The 14,255-nt window shown below is 74.4% G+C and carries 10 protein-coding genes; 5 read left to right on the plus strand and 5 right to left on the minus strand.

From position 1 onward, the window contains the following. Positions 1-48 precede the first annotated feature (48 nt). Entirely contained in the window at positions 49-1,584 is a 1,536-nt protein-coding gene (locus tag OG956_RS09555) for a gamma-aminobutyraldehyde dehydrogenase (protein WP_330337525.1), read from the minus strand. Positions 1,585-1,793: 209 nt separating this feature from the next. Between OG956_RS09555 and OG956_RS09560 the strand changes: the two genes are divergently transcribed. Beyond that, positions 1,794-2,372 (plus strand): NADAR family protein, encoded by a 579-nt coding sequence (locus tag OG956_RS09560; protein ID WP_330337526.1) that lies wholly within the window; start codon positions 1,794-1,796, stop codon positions 2,370-2,372. A 199-nt stretch (positions 2,373-2,571) separates the two neighbouring features. On the opposite strand, the gene OG956_RS09565 is transcribed toward OG956_RS09560, so the two are convergent. Further along, positions 2,572-3,456: a DUF4190 domain-containing protein gene (locus OG956_RS09565; RefSeq protein ID WP_330337527.1), complete on the minus strand. Its 885-nt coding sequence runs from the start codon at positions 3,454-3,456 to the stop codon at positions 2,572-2,574. Positions 3,457-3,615: 159 nt separating this feature from the next. Here OG956_RS09565 and OG956_RS09570 point away from each other — a divergent pair, with 159 nt between their 5' ends. Beyond that, positions 3,616-4,683: an adenosine deaminase gene (locus OG956_RS09570; RefSeq protein ID WP_330337528.1), complete on the plus strand. Its 1,068-nt coding sequence runs from the start codon at positions 3,616-3,618 to the stop codon at positions 4,681-4,683. Between the two features lie 20 nt (positions 4,684-4,703). Continuing rightward, on the plus strand, positions 4,704-5,417 hold the full coding sequence (locus OG956_RS09575; protein WP_330337529.1) for a glycerophosphodiester phosphodiesterase: 714 nt from the start codon (positions 4,704-4,706) through the stop codon (positions 5,415-5,417). A gap of 35 nt (positions 5,418-5,452) precedes the next feature. Here the strand turns inward: OG956_RS09575 and OG956_RS09580 are convergent, their stop codons facing one another. Beyond that, positions 5,453-6,052, minus strand: coding sequence for an NADPH-dependent F420 reductase (locus OG956_RS09580; RefSeq protein WP_330337530.1), 600 nt, complete (start codon positions 6,050-6,052; stop codon positions 5,453-5,455). A 71-nt stretch (positions 6,053-6,123) separates the two neighbouring features. On the opposite strand from OG956_RS09580, the gene OG956_RS09585 reads away from it, so the two are divergent. Then, on the plus strand, positions 6,124-6,480 hold the full coding sequence (locus tag OG956_RS09585) for a winged helix-turn-helix transcriptional regulator (RefSeq protein ID WP_330337531.1): 357 nt from the start codon (positions 6,124-6,126) through the stop codon (positions 6,478-6,480). Here the strand turns inward: OG956_RS09585 and OG956_RS09590 are convergent. Together OG956_RS09590 and OG956_RS09595 are read right to left on the minus strand one after the other, a co-directional pair. Continuing rightward, the gene (locus OG956_RS09590; RefSeq protein ID WP_330337532.1) at positions 6,465-6,992 is read right to left on the minus strand and encodes a hypothetical protein; all 528 of its coding nucleotides are present in this window, start codon (positions 6,990-6,992) and stop codon (positions 6,465-6,467) included. The two genes, OG956_RS09585 and OG956_RS09590, sit on opposite strands and share 16 nt — an antisense overlap. A gap of 51 nt (positions 6,993-7,043) precedes the next feature. After that, positions 7,044-12,866 (minus strand): TIR domain-containing protein, encoded by a 5,823-nt coding sequence (locus tag OG956_RS09595; RefSeq protein WP_330337533.1) that lies wholly within the window; start codon positions 12,864-12,866, stop codon positions 7,044-7,046. A gap of 101 nt (positions 12,867-12,967) precedes the next feature. Here OG956_RS09595 and OG956_RS09600 point away from each other — a divergent pair, with 101 nt between their 5' ends. Continuing rightward, positions 12,968-14,251: an SLC13 family permease gene (locus OG956_RS09600; RefSeq protein WP_330337534.1), complete on the plus strand. Its 1,284-nt coding sequence runs from the start codon at positions 12,968-12,970 to the stop codon at positions 14,249-14,251. Positions 14,252-14,255 lie beyond the last annotated feature (4 nt).

Here is a 14,255-nt window from a genome sequence, read left to right on the forward strand (position 1 = left end):
AACGTCACGCCCGGCGGCAGCCGGTTCCTGCTGGTGTGTGCCCGGCTGTCACCGGTCCCCGAAGATCGTGCGGTGCCAGTCCTTCCGGGCGACCGCCGTGTTGTCGAACATGACGTGTTTGACCTGCGTGTACTCCTCGAAGGAGTACGCCGACATGTCCTTGCCGAAGCCGGAGGCCTTGTAGCCGCCGTGCGGCATCTCGCTGATGATCGGGATGTGGTCGTTGATCCACACGCAGCCCGCCTTGATCTCGCGGGTGGCGCGGTTCGCGCGGTACACGTTCGTGCTCCACGCGGAGGCGGCCAGGCCGTACGGCGTGTCGTTGGCCAGCCGGATGCCCTCGTCGTCGCCGTCGAACGGCAGGACGACCAGGACCGGGCCGAAGATCTCGGACTGGACGATCTCGCTGTCCTGGGCCGCGCCGGCGATCAGGGTCGGCCGGTAGTAGGCGCCCTTCTCCAGGTCGCCGCCCGGCGCCTCGCCGCCGGTCACCACGCGCGCGTAGGCACGCGCACGGTCCACGAAGCCGGCGACCCGGTCGCGCTGGGCGTGCGAGACGAGCGGTCCGAGGTCGGTGCCCGGTGCGAACGGATCGCCCAGCCGCACGGTCTCCATCAGCGCGGCGGTCCGCTCCACGAACGCGTCGTACAGCGGCCGTTGCACGTACGCGCGCGTGGCGGCCGTGCAGTCCTGCCCGGTGTTGATGAGCGCGCCCGCGACCGCGCCGTGGACGGCGGCCTCCAGGTCGGCGTCGTCGAAGACGACGAACGGCGCCTTGCCGCCGAGCTCCAGATGCAGCCGCTTGACGGTGGCGGTGGCGACCTCGGCGACGCGCCTGCCGACGGCGGTGGACCCGGTGAAGGAGGTCATCGCGACGTCCGGGTGGCCGACCAGGTGCTCCCCCGCCTCCTTGCCGGTCCCGGTGACGATGTTGACGACGCCGTCGGGGATGCCGGCGTCCGTGGCGGCCTGGGCGAACAGCAGCGAGGTGAGCGGGGTGAGTTCGGCGGGCTTCAGCACGATGGTGTTGCCCGCGGCGATCGCCGGGAGGATCTTCCAGGCCGCCATCTGCAGGGGGTAGTTCCAGGGCGCGATCGACCCGACGACGCCGATCGGCTCGCGCCGGACGTACGACGTGTGGTCGCCGGAGTACTCGCCGGCGGACTGCCCCGTCAGGTGCCGGGCGGCGCCCGCGAAGAAGGCGGTGTTGTCGATGGTGCCCGGCACGTCGAACTCGCGGCTGAGCTTGAGCGGCTTGCCGCACTGCAGGGACTCCGCGCGGGCGAGGTCCTCGGCGCGGTCGGCGAGCACGGCGGCGAACCGGTGCAGGGCGTCCGAGCGCTCGCCCGGGGTGAGCGAGGCCCAGCCCGGGAAGGCCTCGCGCGCGGCGGCGACGGCCGCGTCGACGTCGTCGGGGCCGGCCAGTTCGAAGGTGTACACCTCCTCGCCGGTCGCGGGGTCGACCACGGCGTGGGTACGGCCCGAGGTGCCCTTGGTCAGCCGGCCCGCGACGAACTGCGCGCCGTCGGCGAAACGGTCCTCGGCGGGAAACCGTTCCGGGGTGGCGGTGCCCGGGTTGTGCATGTCGCTCTCCTCCGCCGTTCGGCCCCGTCCCGGGGGTGGGTGGCGTAGCTCCAGCTCGATTTGAGTGCCGATCCTGACAGAGCACAAGGACTCCAACAAGTGATTCCGTTGTTGCCTTTTGGTTACGCGACGGAATCTGTCGACCAGATGTCGAGTCGGGGCGGAAAAGGGGGGACGGAGTGTCAGTGGCGCCTGCCAGACTCGGCTGCATGGGGAAGATCGACGGGGTGGAAGCGCTGATCAGCCGGGTCCGGGCGGGTCACCGCATCAGGTATCTGCACTTCTGGGGGCACCGGCCGAGACCGGACGGCACGATCGGCGCGAGCTGTCTGAGCCAGTGGTGGCCGTCGCCGTTCGTCGTCGGCGGCGTCGAGTACGCGACGGCGGAGCACTGGATGATGGCGGGCAAGGCGCGGCTGTTCGGCGACGCGGAGGCGGAGCGGCGGGTCCTGGCCGCGGGGCATCCGGCTCAGGCCAAGAAGGCGGGGCGGCTGGTCCGGGACTTCGACGAGGCGGTCTGGGAGCGGGAGCGGTTCCGGATCGTGGTCGAGGGCAGCGTCCACAAGTTCGCGGCCGACGACGCGCTGCGCGGCTTCCTGCTGGGCACCGGCGAGCGGGTACTGGTGGAGGCGAGCCCCGTGGACCGCGTGTGGGGCATCGGCCTCGCGGCGTCCGACGAGGCCGCGTCGGACCCGGAACGCTGGAGGGGGCTGAACCTTCTGGGGTTCGCGTTGATGGAGGCGCGGGACCGGCTGAGGGAGGGAAGCGCTGAAGGAGGTGGCCGCTGAAGGAGCGGGCCGGCCGAAGGAGGGGGCCGCTGAAGGAGCGGGCCGGCGAAGGAGGGCGTCGGCTGAACCTGGGGACCAGGTGACACCGGGGACCGGGTGAGACCCCGGGATGGCGTGAGTCCGCCGACCGGATGAGGCCGGGATCGGGTGAGTTCGGGGACCGGGCGAGTCCGGGGACCGGGCGAGTCCGGGGACCGGGTCAGGAGGAGCCGGCCGCGATCAGCGCCGCGATGAAGACCAGCGCCAGGACGATGCCCGCCGCGCCGCAGATCAGGCCGGCCAGGGCCACGCCGGGGTTCGTCGCCTCGCCGCGGCCGGCCTTCGCGCGGCCCACCGCGCCGAAGATGATGGCCAGGATGCCCAGCACCAGGGCGATGGGCCACAGCAGGAAGAACAGCGCGCCCAGGATGCCGAGCACCAGCGAGGCCGTGCCCATGCCGTTGCTCGGCACGGGCTGCACACCGGGCCAGCCGTAGGGGCCGGCGTACGGCGGCTGGGGCCCGCCGGGGTAACCGTAGCCCGCCGGGCCCGGATAGCCGTACGGCACCTGGCCGGGGCCGTCGGGGGCGATGGGCGGCGGGGGAACCGGCTCCGGCCCCGCGTGCCGTGCGGCGGGCGGTGCGTAGGAGGCCGGCGGCGCATAGGGGTTGGCGGGCGCGGCGGGCGGCGCATACGCGTTCGCCGCGGCGCCGGGCGGGGCGTAGGGGTTCGCGGGGCCGGCCTGCGGGGCGTACGGGTTCGCCGGGGGCGGGGTGGCCCCCGGGGGCGCGAACGGGTTGGCGGCCGGCGGGGCCCAGGCCGACGGCACGGCGTCGGAGGGCTCGTCCGGCGCGGAGGGCAGCGAGGTCACCGTCTGCTGGTGGTGGACGGACCCGTATCCGTCCCCGGGAGCGGCGCCCGGCCGGGCCTCGGATATCGGCTCCTGCCCCGAAACGGGAGCACTCCCCTGCCCCGAAGCCGCCAGAGGCGCGCGTCCCTGCGGGTCTTCGTCCTGGCGCTTGTCCAGGGAGACGCGAGGTGACGCCTGGCCGTCGCCGGTGGGCCGGTGCTCCTGCGGCGTGGACTGCGGCACCTCGTCGGACATGGTGAAGGCCCCCTCTGCTGGCTGTCCCGCCATGCTACGGGCAGGTCGGGAGGGCTCGGGGCCGGGGCCTACGATGATGCCGCGCAACCGATCAGCCGATCACCGCGCCCGCACCGCCACGGACGACGCAGTGCGGGCGCCCTTCCCGGGGAGGACCCCATGACCGACAGTTCCGTACCCGCCGTCGGCACCGCCGACCGTGATCTGCGGACCTTCATCGCCGGACTGCCCAAGGCCGAACTGCACGTCCACCACGTCGGCTCCGCCTCCCCCCGTATCGTCTCCGAGCTGGCCGCCCGCCACCCCGACTCCAAGGTGCCGAGCGACCCCGAGGCCCTGGCCGACTTCTTCACCTTCACCGACTTCGCGCACTTCATCGACGTGTACCTGTCGGTCGTGGACCTGATCCGCACCCCGGAGGACGTCCGGCTGCTCACCTACGAGGTGGCCCGTGACCTGGCCCGGCAGCAGGTGCGCTACGCCGAGCTGACCATCACCCCCTTCTCCTCGACCCGGCGCGGCATCGACGAGCTGGCCTTCATGGCGGCGATCGAGGACGCCCGCAAGGCGGCCGAGTCCGAGTTCGGGACCGTGCTGCGCTGGTGCTTCGACATTCCGGGCGAGGCGGGGCTGGAGTCCGCCGAGGAGACGGCACGGCTGGCCACGGACGACCGGATCCGGCCGGAGGGGCTGGTGTCGTTCGGGCTCGGCGGGCCGGAAATCGGCGTGCCCCGGCCGCAGTTCAAGCCGTACTTCGACCGCGCGATCGCCGCCGGCCTGCACTCGGTGCCGCACGCCGGTGAGACGACCGGCCCGGAGACGGTGTGGGACGCGCTGACCGAGCTGCGCGCCGAGCGCATCGGGCACGGCACCAGCTCCGCGCAGGACGCCGAGCTGCTCGCGCACCTCGCCGAGCACCGCATCCCGCTGGAGGTCTGCCCGACCTCGAACATCGCGACCCGCGCGGTCCGCACCCTGGAGGAGCACCCGGTCCGGGAGTTCGTGCGGGCGGGAGTGCTGGTCACGATCAACTCCGACGACCCGCCGATGTTCGGCACCGACCTCAACAACGAGTACGCGGTCGCGGCCCGGCTGCTGGACCTGGACGAGCGGGGCCTCGCCGGTCTCGCCAAGAACGCGGTGGAGGCGTCCTTCCTGGACCCGGTCGGCAAGACCCGGCTCGCGGCGGAGATCGACGCGTACACCGAAACCTGGCTCGCCTCCTGACGCACCCCACAATGGGGGGCATGCAGACCGTGACCGCCGTGGCGCACCGCGGCGACCCCTATCGTCTCCGCGAGAACACGCTCGCCTCGCTCCGCTCCGCGCTCGTCCGGGGGGCGGACGTGGTCGAGGTCGACGTACGGCTGACCCGCGACGGCGTGCCCGTGCTGCTGCACGACGACACGCTGGAGCGGCTGTGGGGCGTCGGCCGGCCGCTGGCCGCGCTGTCCGCCGAGGAGGTGCGCGGGCTCACGGCGGGCGGGGTGCCGACGCTGGCGGAGGCGCTGGCCGCGACCGGCGACCACCGGGTGATGGTGGACCTGTGCGGGCGGGTCGAGCGGCGGATGGTGGACCGGGTCATGGACGTGGTCCGGCAGAGCGGGGCCGAGGAGCGGGTCTACTACTGCGCGGGCGCCGAGGCGATGCTGGCCGTCCGCGCCGCCGACCCGGCCGCCGAGATCGCCCTGACCCGCACGACGCTGGCCCCGCCCCGGCCCGTGCTGCTGGACGCGATCCGCCCGCGCTGGCTCAACTACCGCTTCTCCCTGGTGAGCCGGGACCTGGCGGCCCGCGTCCACCGCGACGGCCGTCTGCTGTCCGTGTGGACCCCGGACACCCGCCGCTCGATGGCCCGTCTGCTGGACCTGGGCGTCGACTCGATCACCACCAACCGCATCGACACCCTGCACGCCCTGCGCGACGGCGCCGGCGGCGGGCGCCGCCGGCAGCGGACGTAGGCGTCAGCGGACGTAGGCGTCAGCGGGCGTAGGCGTCAGGAACCGGCGAACTCCAGCGGGGGCGCGATCGCCTGGGCGTCCGCCCCCTGCCCCACCCACAGTCCGATCAGCAGCGCGGCCGTCGCCTCCAGCAGCCCGGCCCGGTGCAGTCCGCCGGCGTTCAGCGGCTCGCAGCCCAGGTCTCGCACCAGCCGTCGTACGACCGTGAGCGCGGCCTCGTCGTCCCCGCACACCGGTACGGCGAGCGGGCGGCCGCCGAACACCGGCGGTGTCAGACGCCAGACGCTCTCGTGGCAGAGGTTGAACGCCTTGACCAGCCGGGCGCCGGGCGCGGCGGCGGCGATGCGCTCGGCCGCCGCCGGGCCGCCGGCCGTGAGCAGCCCGAAGTCCGGGCCGCCCACCGGATTGGTGCAGTCGATCAGCACCCGTCCGCGCAGGGCGGGTTCGAGTCCGGCGACCACGTCCACGGCCGCCGAGTACGGCACGGCCAGCAGTACCGCGTCGACGCCGTGAGCCACCGCCGCCCGCGCATCGCCTCGCGACCGGCTGCCGGCGACCACCCGGTGGCCGGCCCGCTCCCACTGGCCGCCCAGCGCCTGAGCCATGGCGCCGGTACCGATGATTCCTATGCGCACGACCGCCTCCCTTTCCGGGCCTGTTGGACACGGCTACGACAGTAGGAAGCCGTTCGGGCACCATTCGGTACGTGACCGACGACCACGTCTTCCTCGCCGACTGCCGGGCCCGGCTCGCCTTCGACCTGCTCTCCAACACCTGGAACGCGGTGGTGCTGTGGGCCCTGCGGGACGGCCCCCGCCGACCGGGCGCCCTGCGCGGGACCATCGGCGGGATCAGCCAGAAGGTACTGACCGAGACGCTGCGCCGGCTGGAGTTCAACGGTCTGGTGGAGCGGCGCGCCTACGGGGGTTCGCCGCCCCGGGTGGAGTACGGACTGACGCCGCTGGGGCGGACGTTGCTCGGTCCGATCGACGCTTTCGGCGCCTGGGCGTTCGAGCACGGCGACGAGGTGATGGCCGCCCAGGAGCGCTACGCCGGCGACTGAGCCGCCGCACCGGCCGCCGCCGTGAGCGCCTCCAGTCGCTTGGTCTTCTTGCGTACGACGTACAGCGGGACCACGCCGAACACGCCGAAGGACATGTCGATCAGGCTCCACCAGAAGGGAATTCCGCGGATCGGACCGCAGATCAGGGCGAGCGGGACGATGCCGGCGCAGGCGATCATGCCGAACTCGACGACCCAGACGTTGCGGACGGGGTCGCGGTAGGGCCCGTAGAAGGCGACGGCGATGACGAGGTGGGCGAAGGCCAGCCAGTCGGTGCCGTAGAGCAGGAAGGGGTAGTCGGCGTCGGCGGTGTCGAGCCCGCTGCGCACCCGGGAGATCCAGTCGGTCAGGCCGGGCAGGTGGTCCGGCACGGAGAGCCACCTCAGCGCGCTCTCGGTCCAGCGCAGTTCGTGCACCAGGGGGAAGGCGGTGGCCCCGCTGAGGGCGAGGCACACCACGAAGAAGACCAGCCAGACGCGAATGCCCTTGAGCAGGGCGGCTCTGTCGCTCATGGCAGGAGCGTACGCCTGCGTTTGAACACGTTCAAAACCACCCCCCCCGCCCTACCCCAGCGGCTCGTCCGGCGGCACCTGCCACACCCCCGGCAGACGGCCGTCCAGCTCGCCCGGCTCGAAGCGGCACATGCCCACCGCGTGCCAGAACTCGCCGGTGACGTCGCCCTCGTACTTGTAGCCGCCCGACGGGGACAGCGCGGCCCAGCCGCCGGGCATGCCGACCAGGGTGACCCTCAGGGTGGCCGGGGCGTCCGCGGGCACGTTCCACACCCGCACCGTGCCGTCCTCGCCGCCGCCGGCGAGCAGGGAGCCGTCGGGGCTGAAGGCCACCGCCAGGATCCGGCCGGTGTGGCCGGTCAGCACGGCCGTCTGCTCGCCGGTGACGGCGTTCCACAGCCGGACGGTGCGGTCGTCGCCCGCCGTCGCCAGCAGGGGCCGCGACGGATGCACCGCGGCCGTCCAGAGCTTGCCGGTGTGCCCGGTGAGCCGGTGGACGGTCTCGCCGTCCTTCCAGACCACCGCCGTGCCGTCCCAGGAGGCGCTGGCCAGCCAGGAGCCGTCGGGGGCGAAGCCCACGGCGTACACCCGGTCGGTGTGGCCGTCGAGGACATCCGTGATCCGGCTCTCCGCCACGTCCCAGATCCGCACCTTGCGGTCGTCGCAGCCGGTGGCCAGGACCGCGCCGTCGGCCCGGAAGGCGATCGCGCGGACCCGCCCGAAGTGCTCGGTGATGGTGGCCACATGGGCGCCGGTGGTCCGGTACCACAGCCGTACCGTGTCGTCGTCGTTGGCGGTGGCGAGGAGTTCGCCGTCGGCGCTGAACGCCTCCGCCCACACATGGTCGGTCTCGACGTCGAGTGCGCGCTGGTACTCGCCGGTGGCCGCGTTCCACAGGTAGATGTCGCCGTCGCTGCTCGCGGTGGCCAGCAGGGGCCCGGCGGGGCCGAACGCGGCCGAGACCAGGCGGTCGCTGTGGCCGGTCAGTTCGCGCAGCCGGCGGCCGGAGGCGGCGTGCCACACCCGGACGACGCCGTCGTTGCCGCCGGCCGCGAGCATCGAGCCGTCGGCGCTGAAGGAGAGGGTGCCGATGCGCCGCCCGTGCCCGCGCAGGATGCGCCGGCCCTGCCCGGTGGCGGGCTCCCACAGCCGTACGACACCGTCGTTGCCGCCGGTCACCAGCAGGGCGCCGGCCCCCTGGGCGGGCGTGTCGCCGTGCGGACGGAACTTGCACACCCAGACCGAGCCGCGGTGCTCGGCGGGCTGCCGGTTCAGCGGCGCCGCGACCGGGTCGGCCGCGGGGTCGATCCGCCACAGCCGGACCACACCGGCGCTGTCCCCGGCGGCGAGCAGGGTCCCGTCGGGGTCGAACAGCACCTGGTACACGGCCCCGCGGCAGCCGCCGAGCAGTCCGGCGCCGCGCCCGCCGGCCAGGTCCCACAGCCGTACCTCCCCCTCGGTGTCGCCGCTGACCAGGAGGGTGCCGCCGGGGTGGAAGTCCAGGGTGTAGACGCGGCCGGAGTGCCCGGTGAACTCGTGCAGCAGGCGTCCGGTCGCCGGGTCCCACAGCCGCACGGCGCCGCCCTGCCGGCCGTCGCCCCGGTCGGCGGTGGCCAGCAGGGCGCCGTCCGGGCCGAACCGCGCCCGGAACACCGCGCCCTGGTGGCCGGGGAGTTCACCGGCCGTCCGCCCGGTGCCCAGGTCCCACAGGCGTACGGCGGCGGAGGAGTCGCCGGTGACCAGGGCGGCGTTGCCCGGTGCGAACGCCACGGTGTAGACGGGCGCCGCGTGGCCGGGCAGCCGGTGCAGGGCGGTGCCCGAGGCGGTGTCCCAGACGGTGACCACGCCGTCGGCGTCGCCGGTGGCCATCAGGGAGCCTTCGGCGTCGAGGACGAGCGGCCAGACGCCGCTGCCGTGGATCTCCAGCCGGTGCAGGCAGCGGCCGGAGACCGGGTCCCACAGGCGTACCGTGCCGTCGGAGCTGCCGGTGGCCAGGACGCGGCCGCGGAACTTCACGGCGTAGACCCGGCCGGTGTGGCCCTGGAGGGTGCGCAGCGGGGTGCCGGTGGCGGCCTCGCAGACCAGGACGCCGCCGTCCTCGCTGCCCACGGCGAGGAGTTCGCCGTCGGGGCTGTAGGAGATGGGCTCGGGCAGCCGGCTGGTCCGCATGTCGTAGCCGTACGGCACACCGACCGCGGAGGGCCGGAAGCCGGCGTCGACGGCCATGCCGGGCGCGATGGCGGCGGTGGCCAGCTCGGGACGGCCGGCCAGCGGACCGGTGGTCGCCGAGATCAGCGCCGCCCGCCGCCACCGGCTGCCGTCCACCCGGGCGCCGGTCAGGTCGGTGCCGATCAGCCGGGCGCGCCGCAGGTCGGCGCCGCGCAGGTCGGCGCCGGTGAGATCGGCGCCGTCGAGCCGGGCGCCGGTCAGCCGGGCGCCGCGCAGGACGGCGCCGGAGAGGTTGGCGCCGATCAGCCGGGCGTCGGTGAGGTCGGCGCGGGTCAGGTCGACGCCGGAGAAGTCGCGGTGGGACAGGTCCTCCCCGGCGAGGGCCGCGCCGCGCAGGTCGGTGTGGGCGGGCACGCGCAGCCGGCTGAGGATCTTCACGGCGTTGGCGTGGGCGGCGTCCGGCGCGGCGTCGCCGGACGGGCCGGACAGCTCCCGTTCGGCCCAGGCCTGGCAGATCCGGTGGTCGGCGAGGTCGCACAGGAACTCGACGGCGAGCTGGCTGAGCTGGCGGCGCTCCAGCAGGGCGCTGTCGCCGCGGGTGATCCGGCGGGCGCACTCCCGGGCGACCAGCCACTCCACCACCGAGCCGTGGATGAACCGGAACACCCCGTCGTCGCTGCGCACCAGCAGGCTGCCGGAGCCGATGGCGTGCGCGGTCTGCGGCACCGACAGCCGGGCGTCCGCGAGCCCGGTCAGGGTCTCGGCGACGTCGGTCAGCTCGTCCAGGCGCAGCGAGTCCTGTCCGCTCTCCCACAGCCGCAGGGCGAGCGCGGTGACCGCGTCCCACAGCTGGTCCACGGAGAGTCCGGGCGCCCGGCCGGGGCTGCCGCCGCCCCGCTGCGCCTCGAAGCCGAGCCAGGCGCCGAGCACCTCCTCGTACAGCCCGGCGGGGCTGAGGGCGCGCCCGGCGCCGGCGACCGCGCGCAGCCGGTCGTCGTCGAGGTCGGCGACGAAGCCGAGCAGCCGGGGGTTGCGGCACAGGGCGAGCAGGTCGGGGATGGCGTCGAGCAGCCGCAGCCGGTGGTCGGCGGCGCGTTCGTCGCCGTCGTAGCGGTTGACCAGGTAGGCGCGGATCTGCTGCGGGGTGAACTCCCGTACGGCCAGCACCCGGCGGTGCGGGAGCAGGCCGACGCGTTCGCCGAGCGCGGTGAGCACCTGGCCCTGGGAGCGGAAGTGCTGGGTGCGGCTGGAGACCACGATCTTGGCGCTGTCCACGGCGGAGTCCAGCAGCACCTGGAGGCGTTCGGCGGCGCGGTCGTACGTCACCTGGTTGACGAGTTCGTCGAAGCCGTCGAAGAGCAGCACGATCCGGCCCTGCTGCAGCATGTACCGGAAGGCCCGCAGGTCGATGTTGTCGACGCCGTGCGCGGCGAGGTGCGCGGCGACCAGGCCCTCGAAGGAGTAGGCTCGGTCCAGGGCGTGCAGTTCGATCAGCAGCGGCACGAGGTGCGGCAGTTCGGCCGGGATACGGCGGGCCAGCTCGCGCAGCGCGAAGGTCTTGCCGTGCCCGAAGTCGCCGAGCAGCAGCAGGAAGCGCCCCTGGTCGGAGTCGAGCAGGCGCAGCATCTCGTCCACGAGCCCGTCGCGGTCCTCGGCGTCGAGGCGCTCCACCTCCCGGTAGCGCTGCGGCAGGTACATGCCCGGGGGATAGCGGGGGTCGGTGCGCAGCCGCTCGGTCTGCGCGGCGACGTAGCCGCGCAGGTCGAGCAGCCCCTGGAACTCGGTGAAGCTGCGCACCCGCACGCCCAGGCGGCGGGCCGCGTCGCGCAGCTCGCGGGCGGGCGGCGGGCCGTCGTGGACGAGTTCGGCCTCCGCCTGGGCGTCGGCGGCGTGCACGAGCGCCGCGAACCGGTCGACGTCCTGCGCGGCCGGGGTGCCGATGTGGACGGCCACCCGCTGCTGCCGTACGAAGCCCGACTGGCTCCAGGTGACGAGGAGTTGCGGCACCGGGCCGTCCACCCGGCGGATCTGGGCGCCCTCGTGCCGGGTGCGGCAGACCTCGGCGACCCGGGCGAGCAGGATCTCGGCGGGGGTCTGCACGGCGCGCGGCTCGGGCTCGGGCGCGGGCGTGCCGGCGCGGTCGTCGGCGGGCGCCGTCCCGGGCCCGAAGGCCCGGTCGGCCCGCCGCCACCGGACCGGCCGCCGCTGCGGCTCCCCCGGCCCCTGCCAGACGGCCAGCCCGTCCCGCCCGATCCGCACCAGCTGGTGCCCGCCGGGCCGCCCGGCGCCGATCAGCGGCACCTCGCCGGAGCCGGTGGCCAGGGCGGCCGGGGTGCCGGGGCCGGACGGGCCGTGCAGCAGCAGGTGCAGCCGGGGCGCGGTGAGCCGGGCCAGCACCTCGGTGTCGCGCAGCGGCCCGGCGCCGTCGACCGCGGCCGTCCCGGGGCGCCGTACGCCGGGGGCGGCCGTGCGGGCGGCGCCGGGCGAGTGCCGTACGACCCCGATCCTCAGCCACCCCTCGGTCTCGTGGGGCCGCAGCGCCTGCGCGAACCAGGCCGCCTGCTCGCGTCCGATCAGCCCGTACTGGTCGTCGGGCCGGTGGCTGTACGCCATGGACGAGTTCAGGCCCGCGACGACGGTGTGCAGCTCCGGCACGGGGAACAGGCTCCACGGCTGGTCGCTGTCGAAGACGAGGTCGAGCCCCTGGTACAGCTCCCGGAACAGCCCGGCGAAGTGCCGCCACTTGGGCCAGTACGGCGGCCGGGGCGGCATCTCGTCGGCCTCGCAGGTGCTGAAGTAGGCCCGGCAGGCGGCCTGGTTGACGTCCTGGCCGCCGGGGACCAGGACGACCCGGTGCGGTTCGAGCCCGAGCAGGGCCCGCAGCCCGGTGAGGAAGGCGAGGGCCTGCTCGAACTCGCGCCGGCTGCCGGAGGCGGTGAGGTCTCCGGTGACGACGAGCAGGTCGGGCGCGGGCGCCCCGGCGTCGGCCAGCTCGACCAGGTCGCCCCAGATCGCGGCCTGCAACTCGGCGGGGTCCTGGCCCCGGCCGAAGGCGGGTCCGGCGAGCTGGAGCACGGTGACCGCGTCCCGTTCCCCGTCCGTTCCGGACACCCGCGGATACGCCGGCGCCGCCGCGGGTCTGCGCCGCCCGGCCCACCCGGTGCCGCCGAGCGGCCGTCCGGGGCCCGGCGGGGGCGGGGCCGGGGCCGGCGGCTGCCCGTTCGCGCCGCCGGGGTAGCCGGGCGGCAGACTGGGCCGGGCCCGCCCGTCGAGGGCCTGCCGGACCCGGGCGAGCAGCAGGTCCCGGGCCGCCACCGGATCGGTGACCGGCACCAGGTCCACGTAGGTGATGGTGGCGAGCAGGCCCTCCACCGGGATGTCCTCGACCCGCACGGTGATCAGCCGCCGCTCCGGCGCGTCCGGATCGGCGCGCAGGGCGGCCTGCCACTCCATCCGCCCGTACCGGGACCGCTCGTAGTTCCTGGACAGTACGGCGATGACGGCGGCGGACTCGCTCACGCCCCGGTCCATGAAGTCCACGAAGTTCGTGCCCGGCACGAAGTCCCAGGCCTGCAGCACCGTCCGGTACCCGGCCTCCTCCAGCGTCCAGGCGATCCAGGACGCCCAGCGCTCGTCCGCGGGCGAGTAACTGATGAAGAAATCCAATGGCCCGGTGTCCCCCGGGGCGATCTGACGAGCCACCATGTATTCATGATGCCGTGAGAAGACAGGCCGATACCGGTCGTTTCCAGGCGTTCGACGGCGCCCTGGTCACAGCGACGCACAAACGTGCGACCCTTCCCTCCGTGCGTGCCTTACTGCTGCGTCTGCATGTCCTCGACCGGGTGGCGATCGGTCTGCTGACCACCGGACTCCTGTGCGTGGCGACGGGACTGCTGCCGAAGGGCTCCGCGTCCGACGCGATGACCCGCATCGCTCCGCTGCTGGCGTTCCTCGGCACGGTGATCGTGCTGGCCGAACTGACCAGCCGCGCCGAGGTGTTCGACGTGGTGGCGGCGCGGGTGGCGCGGGCGGGGCGGGGCAGCTATCCGGTGCTGTTCCTGCTGTGCGTGGCCTTCGCCGCGGTCACGACCATCGCCCTGAACCTGGACACCACGGCCGTCCTGCTGACGCCGGTGATGCTGGCGCTGGCCTCCCGGGTGGGCATCGCGCCGGTGCCGCTGGCGATGACGACGGTATGGCTGGCCAACACGGCGAGCCTGCTGCTGCCGGTGTCCAACCTGACGAACCTGCTGGCCGCCAACCGGGTCGCGCTGTCCCCGCTGGGCCTCGCGGGCCGGATGTGGGCCCCGCAACTCGCCGCGCTCGCCGTGACGATGGCTTGTTTGTGGCTGTTCTTCTGGCGGCGCGACCGGCGTGGGGCCTCTGTTGTGGACGGGTCCGGCCTGATGCACGCCGTGGCGGTGTCGGGCCCGGGCGCGGCCCGGGCGACGGACGTGCGGGTGGACGCCGCCGACCGCTACGTCCCCCCGGCCGTCCACCGTCCCGCCGACGCCGTCCTGTTCCGCGCCTGCGCGCTCGCCTGCGGCGGCTTCCTCATCGCCATCCTGGTGGCCGACGTCCCCCTGTGGATGGCGTCCGGCACGGCGGCGCTGATCGCCGTGGCGGCGTTCGGCCTGCGGCAGCGGTCCGCACTCAGGCTGTCCCTCGTCCCCTGGCGGCTGCTGGTGATGGTGCCGGGCATGTTCCTCGTGGTCGAGACGTTCGACGCGCACGGGCTGCACCACCTGCTCGCCTCCGCGGTCGGCACCGACGGCGGCACGCTCGGCCTGTTCCGCGCGGCGGCGGTCGGCGGCGGCCTGTCCAACGCGCTCAACAACCTGCCGGTGTATCTGGCCGGCGAGGCGGCGGTCCCGGTCGGCAACCACGACCAGCTCCTCGCCCTGCTGATCGGCACCAACGCCGGACCGGTGATCACGCCGTGGGCGTCCCTGGCCACGCTGCTGTGGTACGAACGCTGCCACGCGTACGGCGTCCGGGTGCCGGTCCGCCGCCTGATGGGGACCGGCGCGGTGCTGGCCCTGTGCGCGGTGGGGGCGGCGGTGGCTGCGCTCGCCTTGACGCGCTAGCTGT

Origin of the sequence: Streptomyces sp. NBC_00557 (genome assembly GCF_036345995.1) — a bacterium.
Lineage (GTDB): Bacteria > Actinomycetota > Actinomycetes > Streptomycetales > Streptomycetaceae > Streptomyces.

What these genes read in the sequence shown, in the direction of transcription:
- OG956_RS09570 (WP_330337528.1), top strand. Translation starts at nt 3,616, where the DNA reads ATGACCGACAGTTCCGTACCCGCCGTCGGCACCGCCGACCGTGATCTG.
- OG956_RS09595 (WP_330337533.1), bottom strand. Translation starts at nt 12,866, where the DNA reads ATGGTGGCTCGTCAGATCGCCCCGGGGGACACCGGGCCATTGGATTTC.
- OG956_RS09575 (WP_330337529.1), top strand. Translation starts at nt 4,704, where the DNA reads ATGCAGACCGTGACCGCCGTGGCGCACCGCGGCGACCCCTATCGTCTC.
- OG956_RS09555 (WP_330337525.1), bottom strand. Translation starts at nt 1,584, where the DNA reads ATGCACAACCCGGGCACCGCCACCCCGGAACGGTTTCCCGCCGAGGAC.
- OG956_RS09590 (WP_330337532.1), bottom strand. Translation starts at nt 6,992, where the DNA reads ATGAGCGACAGAGCCGCCCTGCTCAAGGGCATTCGCGTCTGGCTGGTC.
- OG956_RS09565 (WP_330337527.1), bottom strand. Translation starts at nt 3,456, where the DNA reads ATGTCCGACGAGGTGCCGCAGTCCACGCCGCAGGAGCACCGGCCCACC.
- OG956_RS09560 (WP_330337526.1), top strand. Translation starts at nt 1,794, where the DNA reads ATGGGGAAGATCGACGGGGTGGAAGCGCTGATCAGCCGGGTCCGGGCG.